This is a genomic window from Variovorax sp. PAMC28562, assembly GCF_014303735.1.
In the GTDB taxonomy this organism is placed as follows: Bacteria; Pseudomonadota; Gammaproteobacteria; order Burkholderiales; family Burkholderiaceae_C; genus Variovorax.
Genome location: NZ_CP060296.1, coordinates 2,370,719 through 2,383,396, shown reverse-complemented (window position 1 = coordinate 2,383,396; position 12,678 = coordinate 2,370,719). Strand labels below are relative to the sequence as shown.

General features: G+C 63.8%; 9 protein-coding genes. 3 read left to right on the top strand and 6 right to left on the bottom strand.

Annotated elements, in window-relative coordinates:
• Positions 1-15: 15 nt before the first annotated feature.
• The 4 genes from xdhB to H7F36_RS11245 form a co-directional block, all read right to left on the bottom strand.
• Positions 16-2,463: a xanthine dehydrogenase molybdopterin binding subunit gene (gene xdhB, locus H7F36_RS11260; RefSeq protein ID WP_187050916.1), complete on the bottom strand. Its 2,448-nt coding sequence runs from the start codon at positions 2,461-2,463 to the stop codon at positions 16-18.
• Entirely contained in the window at positions 2,460-4,118 is a 1,659-nt protein-coding gene (xdhA, locus tag H7F36_RS11255; RefSeq protein WP_187050915.1) for a xanthine dehydrogenase small subunit, read from the bottom strand. Before xdhA ends, xdhB begins: the two co-directional genes overlap by 4 nt.
• A 229-nt stretch (positions 4,119-4,347) precedes the next feature.
• A complete protein-coding gene (locus tag H7F36_RS11250) occupies positions 4,348-4,704 on the bottom strand; it encodes a DUF302 domain-containing protein (protein ID WP_261802239.1) in 357 nt (118 codons plus the stop codon).
• 72 nt (positions 4,705-4,776) lie between these two features.
• Positions 4,777-5,220, bottom strand: coding sequence for a hypothetical protein (locus H7F36_RS11245; RefSeq protein WP_187050914.1), 444 nt, complete (start codon positions 5,218-5,220; stop codon positions 4,777-4,779).
• Between the two features lie 317 nt (positions 5,221-5,537).
• Here H7F36_RS11245 and H7F36_RS11240 point away from each other — a divergent pair, with 317 nt between their 5' ends.
• Positions 5,538-5,999, top strand: a complete 462-nt coding sequence (locus H7F36_RS11240) for a DUF4188 domain-containing protein (RefSeq protein WP_315971413.1) — start codon at positions 5,538-5,540, stop codon at positions 5,997-5,999.
• Positions 6,000-6,226: 227 nt separating this feature from the next.
• Here the strand turns inward: H7F36_RS11240 and H7F36_RS11235 are convergent, their stop codons facing one another.
• A complete protein-coding gene (locus H7F36_RS11235) occupies positions 6,227-7,480 on the bottom strand; it encodes an NRAMP family divalent metal transporter (RefSeq protein WP_261802238.1) in 1,254 nt (417 codons plus the stop codon).
• A gap of 294 nt (positions 7,481-7,774) precedes the next feature.
• Positions 7,775-9,076 (bottom strand): phospholipase D-like domain-containing protein, encoded by a 1,302-nt coding sequence (locus H7F36_RS11230; RefSeq protein ID WP_187050912.1) that lies wholly within the window; start codon positions 9,074-9,076, stop codon positions 7,775-7,777.
• Between the two features lie 232 nt (positions 9,077-9,308).
• On the opposite strand from H7F36_RS11230, the gene H7F36_RS11225 reads away from it, so the two are divergent.
• Both H7F36_RS11225 and H7F36_RS11220 read left to right on the top strand, forming a co-directional pair.
• Entirely contained in the window at positions 9,309-9,935 is a 627-nt protein-coding gene (locus H7F36_RS11225) for a hypothetical protein (RefSeq protein ID WP_187050911.1), read from the top strand.
• A gap of 275 nt (positions 9,936-10,210) precedes the next feature.
• Entirely contained in the window at positions 10,211-12,595 is a 2,385-nt protein-coding gene (locus tag H7F36_RS11220) for an AI-2E family transporter (RefSeq protein WP_187054922.1), read from the top strand.
• The last annotated feature ends 83 nt before the right edge of the window (positions 12,596-12,678 follow it).

Here is a 12,678-nt window from a genome sequence, read left to right as displayed (position 1 = left end):
GAAGTCTACGGCTGCCTATGCTTGAACGGCAGTGATCGCGGCCAGGATCGCCTCGCTGGTGGCGGGCGACCGCAGCGGCGGATCGACCTTGTGGTCGGCCACCGCCGACACCGCATCGCGAATCGCGAAGAACACCGAAAAAGGCAGCAGCAACGGCGGCTCGCCGACCGCTTTGCTGCGGTGGATCGAGTCTTCGAAGTTGTCGCCTTCGAACAGCTTGACGTTGAAGACCGGCGGGCAATCGTTGGCCGTCGGGATCTTGTAGGTGCTGGGGGCGTGCGTGGTCAGCTTGCCGCTCTGCGGGTGCCATACCAGTTCTTCGGTGGTGAGCCAGCCCATGCCCTGGATGAAGGCGCCCTCGATCTGGCCGATGTCGATGGCCGGGTTGAGCGACCTGCCGGCGTCGTGCAGGATGTCGGCGCGCAGCAGCTTCCATTCGCCGGTCAGCGTGTCGACGATCACCTCACTCACAGCCGCACCGTAGGCGAAATAGAAAAACGGCCGGCCTTCCATCTTTTCCTTGTCCCAGCTGAGGCCGGGCGTGGCGTAGAAGCCGTCGGACCACAACTGCACGCGGTCCAGGTACGCCTCGCCGACGACGGTCGCAAAAGACAGCGTACGGCCGTTGACCTCGACCTTGTCGTTGGCAAAGCGCACGTCCTTGGCATCGCCTCCGTGGCGCGCCGCAGCGCAAACCGCCAGCCGTTCGCGAATTTGCCGTGCCGCGTCTTGTGCCGCCTTGCCGTTCAGGTCGGCGCCGGTCGATGCGGCGGTGGCCGACGTGTTGGCGACCTTGGTGGTGTCGGTCGCGGTGGCCCGCACGCTCTCGCAGTTGACGCCCAGTTCGTGTGCGACCACCTGCGCGACCTTGGTGTTCAGGCCCTGGCCCATCTCGGTGCCGCCGTGGTTCACCAGGATCGATCCGTCGGTGTACACATGGACCAGCGCGCCGGCCTGGTTGAAGTGCTTCACGTTGAACGAGATGCCGAACTTCAGCGGCGCCAATGCGATGCCGCGCTTCAAGACTTCGCTCTTCAGATTGAAGCCTGCGATCTCGGCGCGGCGGGCACGGTAGTCGCTGCTTTCTTCGAGCTGCGCGACCAGCTCGTGAATGATGTTGTCGGTCACCACCTGCTTGTAGGGCGTGACGTTGTTTTCGGTCTTGCCGTAGAAATTGATGCGCCGCACATCAAGCGGATCGCGCTCCAGCTTGCGCGCTACCGTGTCGAGGATGTTCTCGATCGCGATGGCGCCTTGCGGCCCGCCGAAGCCGCGAAAGGCCGTGTTGCTCTGCGTGTTGGTCTTGCCGGAGAAGCCGTGCATGGCCACGTCGGGCAACCAGTAGGCGTTGTCGAAGTGGCACAGCGCACGCGTCATCACCGGGCCCGACAGATCGGCGGAGTGGCCGGCACGCGACACCATCGTGATCTCGACGCCGAGCACTCGGCCTTCGTCGTCGTAGCCGACTTCGTACTCGTACCAGAAGCAGTGGCGTCGACCGGTGATCATGAAGTCGTCGTCGCGGTCAAGCCGCAATTTGACCGGCCTCTGCAGCTTGTGCGCCGCAACCGACGCCACGCACGCGAAGATGGCCGACTGCGATTCCTTGCCGCCGAAACCGCCGCCCATGCGCCGGCACTCGACATGCACTTCATTTGCATGCAGATGCAACGCGTGCGCCACCAGGTGCTGCATTTCGCTCGGGTGCTGCGTCGAGCAGTACACATGCATCGCGCCGCCCTCTTTGGGGATGGCGTAGCTGATCTGCCCTTCCAGATAGAACTGCTCCTGCCCGCCGACGTCGAGCGTCGCCTTGAGCTTGTGTGGCGCGCGGTCGATGGCGCCGCGTGCGCCACCGTCGTTCGTTTCGCGGATGACGTGTATCGGCGGCACGACGTACTGGCCCCTGGCGTGCGCGTCTTGCGGCGTGAGCACGGGCGGCACGGCTTCGATGATCAGCGCGTCTTTCGCGCGCGCGGCGGCACGGCGCGCCGCATCCCGCGTTTCGGCGATGACCGCGAACACCGGCTGGCCGATGTAGCGGATGTCGCCCCACGAAGATCCATCGTCGTGCTTTTCGATGGCGCAGAGGATCGGGTCGTCGTGAACGATCGAGCCGCAATCGTTGGTGCCCGGGATGTCGTTGGCCGTCAGAACGTCCACCACGCCGGGCATGGCTCGGATGGCGTCGAGCGACACGGAGGTCAGCCGGCCATTGGCGACCGGGGACAGGCCCAGCGCGCAATGCAGCGTGCCGGCCAGTTCCGGAATGTCGTCGATGTAGGTTGCCTCGCCCGCCACATGCAGATGAGCCGACTCGTGCGGCCGGCTGATGCCGACGCGGGCGCCGTCTTCCTGCGCCTTGGCTTCTGCGACTTTGTCGATGCGGGCCGCTGTGTTCTTGAGGTAGTCGGTAAAGGCCTCGGCCGGCTGCAGGAGCGCGGCGTCGATGGGCTTGTTCATGCGACGGCTCCTGGAACAGCGGTGACTGCGGCGACGGCTGTAATGTGCGGCATCACGCTCCACACGCTGGTCGCCTCGGCAGGCAACGCATTCTGCGTCCGGGTTTCGAGCCACAGCCGCTGGATCAGGTTTTGCGCGACTTGCAGGCGGTATGCGGCCGAAGCCCGCATGTCCGACAGCGGCTTGAAGTCTTGCGCCAAGGCGAGCTTTGCCGCTTTGACGCTGACCTGCGACCACGGCTTGCCGACGAGGGCAGCTTCTGCCTGCGCCGCGCGTTTCACCGTCGCGGCCATGCCGCCGAAAGCAAGCCGCACTTCCTTGACGATGTCCCCATCGAGCTCGATCGCGAAGCCGGCACACAAGGCAGAGATGTCGCAATCGAAGCGCTTGCTGATCTTGTAGACGCGCACCTGCCGACGCATCGCAACCAGGGGCACGACCAGGCCCTGCACGAATTCGCCCGGTTGCATGTGGCTCTTCATGTAGTCGATGTAGAACTCGGAGAGTGGCATCCAGCGGACGTGTTCACCGCGGCGCAATTCGATGTCGGCATCGAGCGCCATCAGCACCGGCGGCGAGTCGCCGATGGGCGAGCCATTGGCCACGTTGCCGCCCATGGTGCCGGCATGGCGGATCGGCGGCGACGCGAAGCGCAGCCACACGTCGGTGAGCGCGGGCACGCGTTGCGCGAGTGCGCCGTAGGCCGATTCGAGCGAGGCGCCAGCGCCGATGTACAGGGTGTCGCCGCGCTCCTCGACGACCTTCATCGCACCGACATCGCCGACGTAGATGATGTCGCCCAGGTCGCGAAACTGCTTGTTGACCCACAGGCCGACGTCGGTCGAGCCGGCGAGCAATTGCGCCTTCGGGTTCTGCTCGCGCAGAGTCGCCAGTTCATCGAGCGTTTTGGGGGCGTGGTAGCGGTCGATGCGCGGGAGCGTCGTGCCGGAAGCGGTCGCGGCGCCCGCCAGGTTGCCTGTCCACGGCGCTGCGTAAGTGAAGGTGGTTTCGCGCTGCAGGCCCGTCAACGCGGCGACGGCCGGAGCCGTATCGAGCCGGACCGCCGGCAAGTCGAACATGCGCTGGCCGGCATCGAGAATCGGCCGGTAGCCGGTGCAGCGGCACAGGTTGCCCGACAGGTCGTCGGCCAGTTGCTGGCGCGTCGGCTGGGTGCCGCCAGCCTGGTGGTGTTCATACGTCGACCAAAGCGACATCACGAAGCCGGGCGTACAAAAGCCGCATTGCGAACCGTGGCAGTCGACCATCGCCTGCTGCACCGGGTGCAACTGCCGCACCGCGTGCTTTTCATGCTGCGCCGGGTCGCGCTGCATCTCGCACTGGGACTTCAAATCTTCGACCGTGAAGAGCGCCTTGCCGTGCAGCGTCGGCAGGAACTGGATGCAGGCGTTGACGGTCTGCAAGTTCAGGCCGCCCACCGCGCCCTCGCCCGACACATTCCCCGCGCCGGCCAGCTCGCCGATCACCACGGTGCATGCACCGCAATCGCCTTCGTTGCAGCCTTCTTTGGTGCCGGTGCAGCGGGCGTCTTCGCGCAGCCAGTCGAGCACCGATCGCGTCGGATGCGTGCCGCGCACTTCGACGACTTTGCCGCGGTGAAAGAACCGGATCGGTTGGGTGGAACTCTGGATGCTCATGCTCGTTGGCAGCTCGCTGTGCGTGTGACGTGGGGACCAACGCCGGAAGTTACCGGCCTCTGCCGCGCAACTTATATCGTCTCGACCATATTCGGTATGTGCTCAACGGTATTGGGCCTGCGGGGAAACCCTGAGGTTTACGTTGAGCAACGAGCAATTGTTGCGCCAAGGCGGCGGGGGGTTCGGACAGAGCTCGAAAAAGTTTGAGGCTAGCGGCCTGTCCGCGCCTTCACGATTTCGCGGCAGTGTCCCGGTCAATCAACGCCGACCGTACTCGGTCCAGCCTCTGGCGCACCTCGCGTGCGACGCGGCCAATCTCGGGATCAGTGGCCATTTGCAGCACCGCGACGGGGTCCATGAACCCGACGACAAAACCGCCATCTTCCGCTTCGCGCACGACCACGTTACACGGCAGCAGCAAGCCGATGTCGGGCTCGGCGAGAAGTGCGCGATGCGCCAGCGGCGGATTGCAGGCGCCGAGAATCCGGTATGGCCGCCCGTCTATTCCGAGCTTGGCCTTCATCGTGGCCTGCACATCGATGTCGGTCAGGATGCCGAAGCCTTCTCCCTTCAGCGCGTCGGTCACTGTCGCGATTGCCTGCGGAAAGGTCAGACCTTCGGAGAGACCGAGACCGGTGGTGGGTGATTCATGGGCGGTTCACTGCTTCATGGACGCCGGCGGCATCCGGTCCATCATCATTTCCATCATCATTTGCATCGTGGTCATGCGCTGTTCCATCGTCTTGTGATGTTTGGCCATGTCGGCCGGCATGCCCTTGGTATCGGCCATCGCGCCCATGCCCTCCATGGACCCTTTGCCATCCATAGCGCTCATGCCCTTCATCATGCTCATGCCGCCCTGCATGGCCTTCATGTGATCGGCCATCAGCGCGCTGCGCTCCTCGGGGGTCTTGGCGTTCATCATCTTCTGGTGCATCTCCTGCATCGCCTTCATGCGGGGTTCCATCGGGGTCATGGATGCGGCCGCGCCGGTGTCCGCCACGTTGGACGAAGGCGGCGGTGCATTGACCGAGCCAGGGCTTGCGCAGGCGCTTGCGAGTACGGCAGCGGACAGTGCAACGAGGGTACGAACGGGGGTCATGTTGAACTCCTGGGGTGTGGGTCCTGTTCGGACCGAATGAGCGAGGGACGAATTGGATTTTTGGCGGGTCAGCGAGACCGCTGCATGAGGAACGTAAATAATTTCAAAAATTCTATGAAACGACTGCGAGGGGGCACTTGAGCAGGATCAAGAAGTTGCGCGATGACATCTCAATACGTGGACACGAAGTCTCGATACAGGGGCGATGGGTCATTGCCGTCTTGTCGGATGTGGCGGGGTCTGGCCAGAAGCAGCTCTTCGTCTCGCGAGAATCGCTACATGACACCTGAGAAAACATCATGATTCGATGTGAACGGATGACCGCAGACCTGGAAGGTGACTTCGTTGTGTTCATGATCGGCGTGCGGATCAATGCACCTCTTAAGATTCACAAGTGGCTCCCGGTGATCCGCGCGATGCCTCGCATGCTCGTCGAGCTTCATCGTCAGCCGGAGCTCGGCTTTATCCATGCCGAGATGTGGTTCGCGCGCACGACGATCATGGTCCAGTACTGGCGGTCGATGGAACAGCTAATGGCCTATGCGAAGTTGCGAACCGCCGAGCATCTCCCTGCGTGGAAAGCCTTCAACAAGACGATCGGAACGGATGGATCGGTCGGAATTTGGCATGAAACCTACTCTGCGACTTCGGGAAGCTACGAAAACGTATACGTCAACATGCCAGCTTTCGGCCTAGGTCGCGCAGGCAATCTAAGGGCGGCGACAGGGGGAAGACAGACAGCCTCTGGCAGACTGAATGCTGCGGGGAAAGACGTTTGACGGGCCAGAAGCAAACATTCCGAACCACTCCACGAAATACGACAAGAAGATTGTTGGCGCGGTCACCATTTACGTTGCTCTCAACGCCGGCTTGGCTTGGCTTGTGGTCCTGCCGCGCTTGTCGACGACCTTTGTCGAGTGAGCTTTGATGTTCGTTGGCGCTTTGCCGGCAAGCTGCTCAGCGGGCGTCGCCTCCACGGTGAAGGCGCAGCCGACGCGTGGCACCATCAATGCACCAGATCCCACCCCATCATCAACGCTGCAAACCCCATCAACGCGGTCCCACCCCACCCCAACCAGCGCGTCTTGCGACCTGAAGTGAATCGACCCATGACGTCGGCGCGTGTCGTCAGCACCATCATCGCCGCCATGATCGGCACCGCCACCACACCGTTGATGACTGCGCTCCAGTAGAGCGCCTTCATCGGATCGATCGGCGTGAAGCCGAGGGCCGTGCCGACCAGCGTCGCCACGGTGATGATCGCGTAGAACTGCTTGGCCTCGCGCCAGTGCCGCTCCAGCCCCTCTTCCCATCCAAACGCCTCGGCGACGGCGTAGGCAGCTGATGACGCGAGCACCGGCACCGCCAGCAAGCCGGTAGCGATAATGCCGCCGGCAAAAAGCCAGAAGGCGAAGTCGCCGGCCAGCGGGCGCAATGCCTCCGCGGCTTGCGCGGCCGAAGTGATGTCGTGCACCCCGCCGGCATACAGCACCGACGCACCCACCACCATCACGAAGAACGCGATGATGTTGGAGAAGGTCATGCCGATCCAGGTGTCCTGCTTGACGCGGGCCAGGTCGCGCTTCACTGCATCGTCGGTGCCGCGCTCACCTCCTTTGAGCCGTAGTTCTTCGACCTCCTGCGAGGCCTGCCAGAAGAACAGATAGGGCGAAATCGTGGTCCCGAGCAGCGCGACGATCATCATCCAGTAGCCGCCGTCGAACTGCAGCTTGGGCACCACCAGGTCATACAAGACCCGGCCCCAGTCCACGTGCACCGCCAACACTGTGGCGACGTAGGCGAAGAGCGTCAACGTCAGCCACTTGAGTACATGCGCCAGCTTTCTGTAAGGCACGAAGACTTGCAGCAGCACCGTGATCACCCCGAACATCAGCGAATGAAAGTGCGCCGAGCCGCCGATGACGAGCTTGAGCGACTCGCCCATCGCCGCGATGTCGGCCGCGATGTTGATGGTGTTAGCCACCACCAGCAAGCCGACCAGTCCCAGCAGCAATGGCGCTGGCAGGTGCTGCCGCAAATTGGCCGCGACGCCCTTGCCGGTGACGCGGCCGATGCGGGCCGACACCAGCTGGATGGCGATCATGAAAGGCAGCGACAAGAACACCGTCCACAGCAGCCCGGTGCCGAACTGCGCACCCGCCTGCGTGTACGTCGCGATGCCCGACGGGTCGTCGTCGGCCGCACCCGTGACGACACCCGGGCCGACGTGGCGCAAGAACGAGGGGATGTACTTTTTCACCGGCGGATCATGGCACCGGGGCCCTGACCGGGCGATGACCAGCGGACAGTCCGCGCTCAGCGCGTGCAGACCATGCACATGCATGTGGGCGACGCCAGCCGGCAGCGCATGGCGGCGCGAGGCTTTGCAGGGGAACAAGAAGGCGTTCAGCCTGGCACGCCTTTACGAAACAGAGAGCCGGCGGCGGGCGAACGCGAAAGGTGGCACGGGCTTCGGCACACTGGACGCCTTGCTGGTGCCGTTCTGGCGGCGCATGCTGTTCTGGCGTGCCCCAACGGGTGGCGAATTGACCCCTCACAACTGCGATGACAACAACGACGCCAAGTGCTCCCACGCCTTTTCCCGCAACGGTCGGTCGCGCCAGGCCTGGAGCGTGACGCGCTTCGAATGCGTCAGGTCCGCCTCGAATTGAGTCGTCTGCGCTGCGGCGAAGGCTGTGTCGTAGATATTGAGATTGGCCTCGTCGTTGAGCCTGAAAGAGCGGTTGTCGAAGTTCGTCGAGCCGACCGAAGACAGCAGGCCGTCCACGGTGAACACCTTGACGTGGAACATCGTCGGCTGGTACTCGCTGATTTCGGCCCCGGCTTCGAGCAGAGGACCCCAGCTCGCACGCGATGCCCCGCGCGCGGCCTGCGAATCGATGATCGGCCCCGGCACGATGATGCGCACGCGAACGCCGCGTTGCATCGCGGCGACCAGCGCGCCGACGGTGAGGTCGTCCGGCACGAAGTACGCGCTGGACAGGTCGATGTTCTTCGCTGCCGCCGCGATCGACAACAGGTACATGAGGTGCATGCTTTCGCTGCCGCCCGAGGGCGAACTGCTGAACACCTGCGCACGTCCGGTGCCCGCCGGCACTGCAGGCCCCAGGGGGGCGAGCGCAGGGAAGTAAGTTTCCCCATGGAGCACGTCGCCTGACGCCTTGATCCAGTTGTCCATGAACACTGCCTGCATCTGCGCGACAACCGGACCTTCGACCTTGAAATGCGAGTCGCGCCAATGTTCCGCGTCTTGCGCGTTGCCGGTCCATGCAGGAGCGATGCCGACGCCGCCCGTAAAACCTGTGCGGCCATCGACCACCAGCAACTTGCGGTGCGTCCGGTTGTTCAGGCGTGCGATGTCGTACCAGCTCGGCTGATGGAACTTGCGGATCTGCACGCCAGCCGCCTCCATGTCCTTAAGGAAACTCTCGTCGATCTTTGCACTGCCGACCCAGTCGAGCAACACATGAACCTTGATGCCCGCCCTGGCACGTTCGGTGAGTGCATCGGCGAAGGCTTTGCCGATGTCGCCCGACCAGTAGATGTAGGTCTCGAAGGTGATGCTTTTCTGCGCGCTGTGTATGGCCTGCAGCATGGGCGGAAAGATGCGGTCACCGTTGTAGAGCGCCTCGAAGCGGTTGCCATCGAGAATCGGCGGGCCGAGCAGCACGCCGAGCGCACGCTGATATTGCGCATCGTGTAGCGAGTACTCCCGCTTGATCTGCTCGTCGAGCTTTTTCTCGCCGCTGGTGAAATTGAGTGCCAGCAGCATTGCAGCCACTGTCAGAACGACTGTCGACGCGATGGTGCCGACACGCGAGAACGAAAGCTTCATCGACGGCAGTGCACAAATTTATCGGTGATGTTCACGGCGTGGCTCCTTCGTTTTAGCTCTAAGGCCGGTAGCGTGCCGCGCCCTGAAATTGCGCTGGAAGGCAGTCTGCGCATTCAGTTGCAGGACGAATCCGAATCCTCGCTACAGACAGTCGCAAGACGGCGCCTCGCCCTACGGCCGACGTAAGCGGTGCGCGCTTTCGCGGAGTCGCAGTGCTTGCAAGGATCACAACATGACTTCTTATTTTCTGCGCCGCCCCGCGACGGCTGCCGTCCTCGCTTTGTCCCTGCTCGCCGGATGTGCAACCTCACCCCAGCAGGAAGCCCAATGGATCGACCCCGCAATAGGCTCGCAATCCAGGATGCTTCAAGGCGCGAAGGTGCTGGTGGTCTGCGATGCCTACGACGTGGCAGTGCGCCGAATTTGCCAGGACCAGCTTCTTCGCGAGGTGGCGGCCAAGGGCGCCACGCCGATCACCTTGCCTCCGGGCACCGTCTTGCTGAACGACCGCGATCTCGACGGACAACTGGTTGAAAGCGCATCCGCTCTCGACGCCACGGCCATCTTCACGATGACGCTGACACCCGCGACCAGCAACTCAGGGTCCGGCGTCACGCTGGGCATCGGCGGCTTCAGCTTTGGCAGAGGCGGTGGTGGCGGAGTGGGCTTGAGCGCACCCATCGGCGGTGGCGGTGGCAGCGCGGGATTCGCCGCCAGTGGTCGCGTCACCGATGTGCGCAACAACCGCATGGTGTGGACGGCCACCTTGGTCGCTTCGCCTTCGGCAGACCTCTACGGAAAGTTGAGGGACTTGTCGCGCTCGATGCTCGACAACGCGCAGAGCGCAGGACTGTTCTGACCCCACCCTGGCGACATGCGGCGGCCGTGTCGGCCAATCGGAAGCACTCGGACGCACTCGGGCGGGCGGACTACCAACGGTCGCGTGGCTGGACGACTCCGCCTTACATCACGTCGCTAGACAGTGCTCGCTTCAGAAACTGAAGGCGCGCAGTGAGCACTCAAGACTTCGCAGGAAGCCATCGTGAAGAAGGCGCCGCTTCGGGCTTGTCGCCGCTGGCGACTTCCGGCAGCGCACCGTCGACGTTGGCGACGGTGATCCCTGAACTCAAATTGATGATCGGCCTCGTTACCGGAGCCATGATCATCGCCGCGCTGTACTTCGGCCGCGAAATCCTGATTCCGCTGGCGCTCGCGTTCCTGCTCGGCTTCGTGCTCGACCCCCTCGTCATGCGGCTGAAACGTTGGGGCATGCCTCGTGCGGCTGCAGTCATCGTCGTCGTGATCTTTGCCCTGGGCATGGTCGGTCTGGCCGGCGTGTTTCTCGGAAGCCAGGTGAGCACGCTGAGTGCAGAGCTGCCGACATACCAAAGCAACATCAAGACGAAGCTGCACGATCTTCGCGAAAGCGCCAACCGCCCCGGCATGTTCGACGGTGTGGTCAAGACCTTCAACACCTTCAAGAACGAGGTGGATCAGGCTTCTCCCGTTGCACCGTCCGGTACATCGGCCAGCCCGGCGCCGGGTAGCGCGCCGACGAAGGGCAGTGCGACGCCGCCGCAGCCGCAGCCGCAGCGCGTGCAGCTGACGGAACGACCGCCCTCCGCCTTTCAGCAGGCGCTCAACTGGCTGGAGGTCGCCAGCGGTCCGCTTGCGAATGCCGGCATCGTCCTGGTCTTCGTCGTGTTGATCTTGCTGGACCGCCTCGACTTGAGAGACAGGTTGTTGCGGCTCTGGGGCGGCAGCCTGCACCGGTCGACCGATGCGATGGACGAGGCCGGCCAGCGCATCAGCAAGTACCTCACCATGCAGCTTGTCGTCAACCTGAGTTATGGCGTGCCGATGGCTGTCGGGCTCTGGTTTATCGGTGTACCCGGCGCGATGCTCTGGGGCGCCGTGGCGGCGGTGATGCGCTTCGTGCCCTACATCGGCCCGATGATCTCGGCAGTGTTCCCGCTGACGCTGGCTTTCGCGGTCGACCCAGGTTGGAGCATGGTGCTCTGGACCATCGGACTCATCGCCGCGCTGGAGATGCTCAGCAACAACGTGATCGAACCCTGGCTCTACGGCGCGAGCACCGGGTTGTCGGCAATGTCGCTGATGGTGTCGGCCACCTTCTGGACTGCGTTGTGGGGCCCGGTCGGGCTGATCATGTCGACGCCGCTCACCGTGTGCCTGCTGGTGATCGGGCGGCACCTTCCGCGCTTGCGTTTTCTCGATGTGCTGCTGGGCAGCCAGCCGGCCCTGGACACGCCCACCCGCATCTATCAGCGGCTCATTGCCGGCGATGTCGAGGAAGCCAGCGAACTGGCTAACGAGCAGGTGGTCGACGGCAACGTGATCGGCTTCTACGGCGAAGTCGGCCTGCCTGTCTTGCGCATGGCGTCGAGCGACCACGCGAGCGTTGCCACGGCCGAGCATCGGCACCGCGTCGTGATGGGCATGGACGCCGTCATCGACGACCTGCTCGAGCAGCAGCCGGCGCCGGAAGCGGCCGATGGTGCGCGGCTGGTTTGCATCGGTGGCAAGTGGGAAGTCGATAGCCTGGCCGCGCGCATGCTCGCCCACGCGCTGTCGCTTGAAAATTACCCCGCCGCCCACCGCCCCGCAGGGACGGTCAACGCAGACTACATCGCTGCCCTGGCGCTCGATGGGGTGCAGGTCGTCTGCCTGTCTTATCTGAGTCCCGAACCGGCGGTGCAGGCCAGACACTTTTGCAGACGCCTCAAGCGGCGCTGGCCCGACGTGCAGATCGTGCTCGGCCTGTGGAACGCCCCGGCCGAGCTGCTCGGCGAAGAAGCGTGCAAGTCGCTCGGCGCCGATGCCGTGGTCACATCGATCGGGGAGGCGGCGGTGCGCATCACCGCATTGATGGGGGCGCAACTCAGCGAAGGTTTCATGGAGGCGGTCGTGCCCGAAGCAGACGCACAGCGGGTCGTGGCATTGCATGCGAGCGGCGCGCTGGACGTACGGGCGCAGCCCCTCTTCGATGCAGCCTCCAAGCGCGCGGCCGATATTTTTGATGTGCCGATGGCGATGGTGTCGTTCATCGACGATGACTCGCAACAGGTCAGGGGTTCATTCGGCAGTCTGCGCAGCGCCGAAGCCGCTGCACTGGTGCGTGCCGACGACATGCACATGCCCCGCTCATCCTCGATGTGCGGCCACGTCGTCGCCAACGCACAAACACTGGTCGTGCCAGACGTTGCCAGAGACCTGCGCTTTGCCGGCAATCCGGCGCTGCAATCGAACGGGCTTCGCTTTTACGCCGGTGCGCCGCTGCGTGACATCGGAGGCCAAGTGCTCGGCACTCTCTGCCTGCTGGACACCGAGCCGCATGCGCTCAACCAGCGCGAGGTTCGCCTGCTCGAGGCAATGGCAGATGACTTGATGGACGCGCTGCGCGCAAGCGTCGTGCAATGGGGCGATGCGGTGCCGCCGTCAACGCCAGCACAGGGCGCTTTGGGCGCGACTTTGGGACAACCGATTCCAGCGGCATAGCGCGCAAGGCCAAGAAACGGTGCACCCGCAAATGCGCCGTTGATCGCCGCTGATCGCCATCGATCGCCTTCACGCCTCGACAG

Excerpts from the sequence above, each read along its gene's own strand:
- xdhB (WP_187050916.1), bottom strand. The coding sequence starts at position 2,463 with ATGAACAAGCCCATCGACGCCGCGCTCCTGCAGCCGGCCGAGGCCTTT.
- xdhA (WP_187050915.1), bottom strand. The coding sequence starts at position 4,118 with ATGAGCATCCAGAGTTCCACCCAACCGATCCGGTTCTTTCACCGCGGC.
- H7F36_RS11245 (WP_187050914.1), bottom strand. The coding sequence starts at position 5,220 with ATGACCCCCGTTCGTACCCTCGTTGCACTGTCCGCTGCCGTACTCGCA.
- H7F36_RS11240 (WP_315971413.1), top strand. The coding sequence starts at position 5,538 with ATGACCGCAGACCTGGAAGGTGACTTCGTTGTGTTCATGATCGGCGTG.
- H7F36_RS11230 (WP_187050912.1), bottom strand. The coding sequence starts at position 9,076 with ATGAAGCTTTCGTTCTCGCGTGTCGGCACCATCGCGTCGACAGTCGTT.
- H7F36_RS11225 (WP_187050911.1), top strand. The coding sequence starts at position 9,309 with ATGACTTCTTATTTTCTGCGCCGCCCCGCGACGGCTGCCGTCCTCGCT.
- H7F36_RS11220 (WP_187054922.1), top strand. The coding sequence starts at position 10,211 with ATGATCGGCCTCGTTACCGGAGCCATGATCATCGCCGCGCTGTACTTC.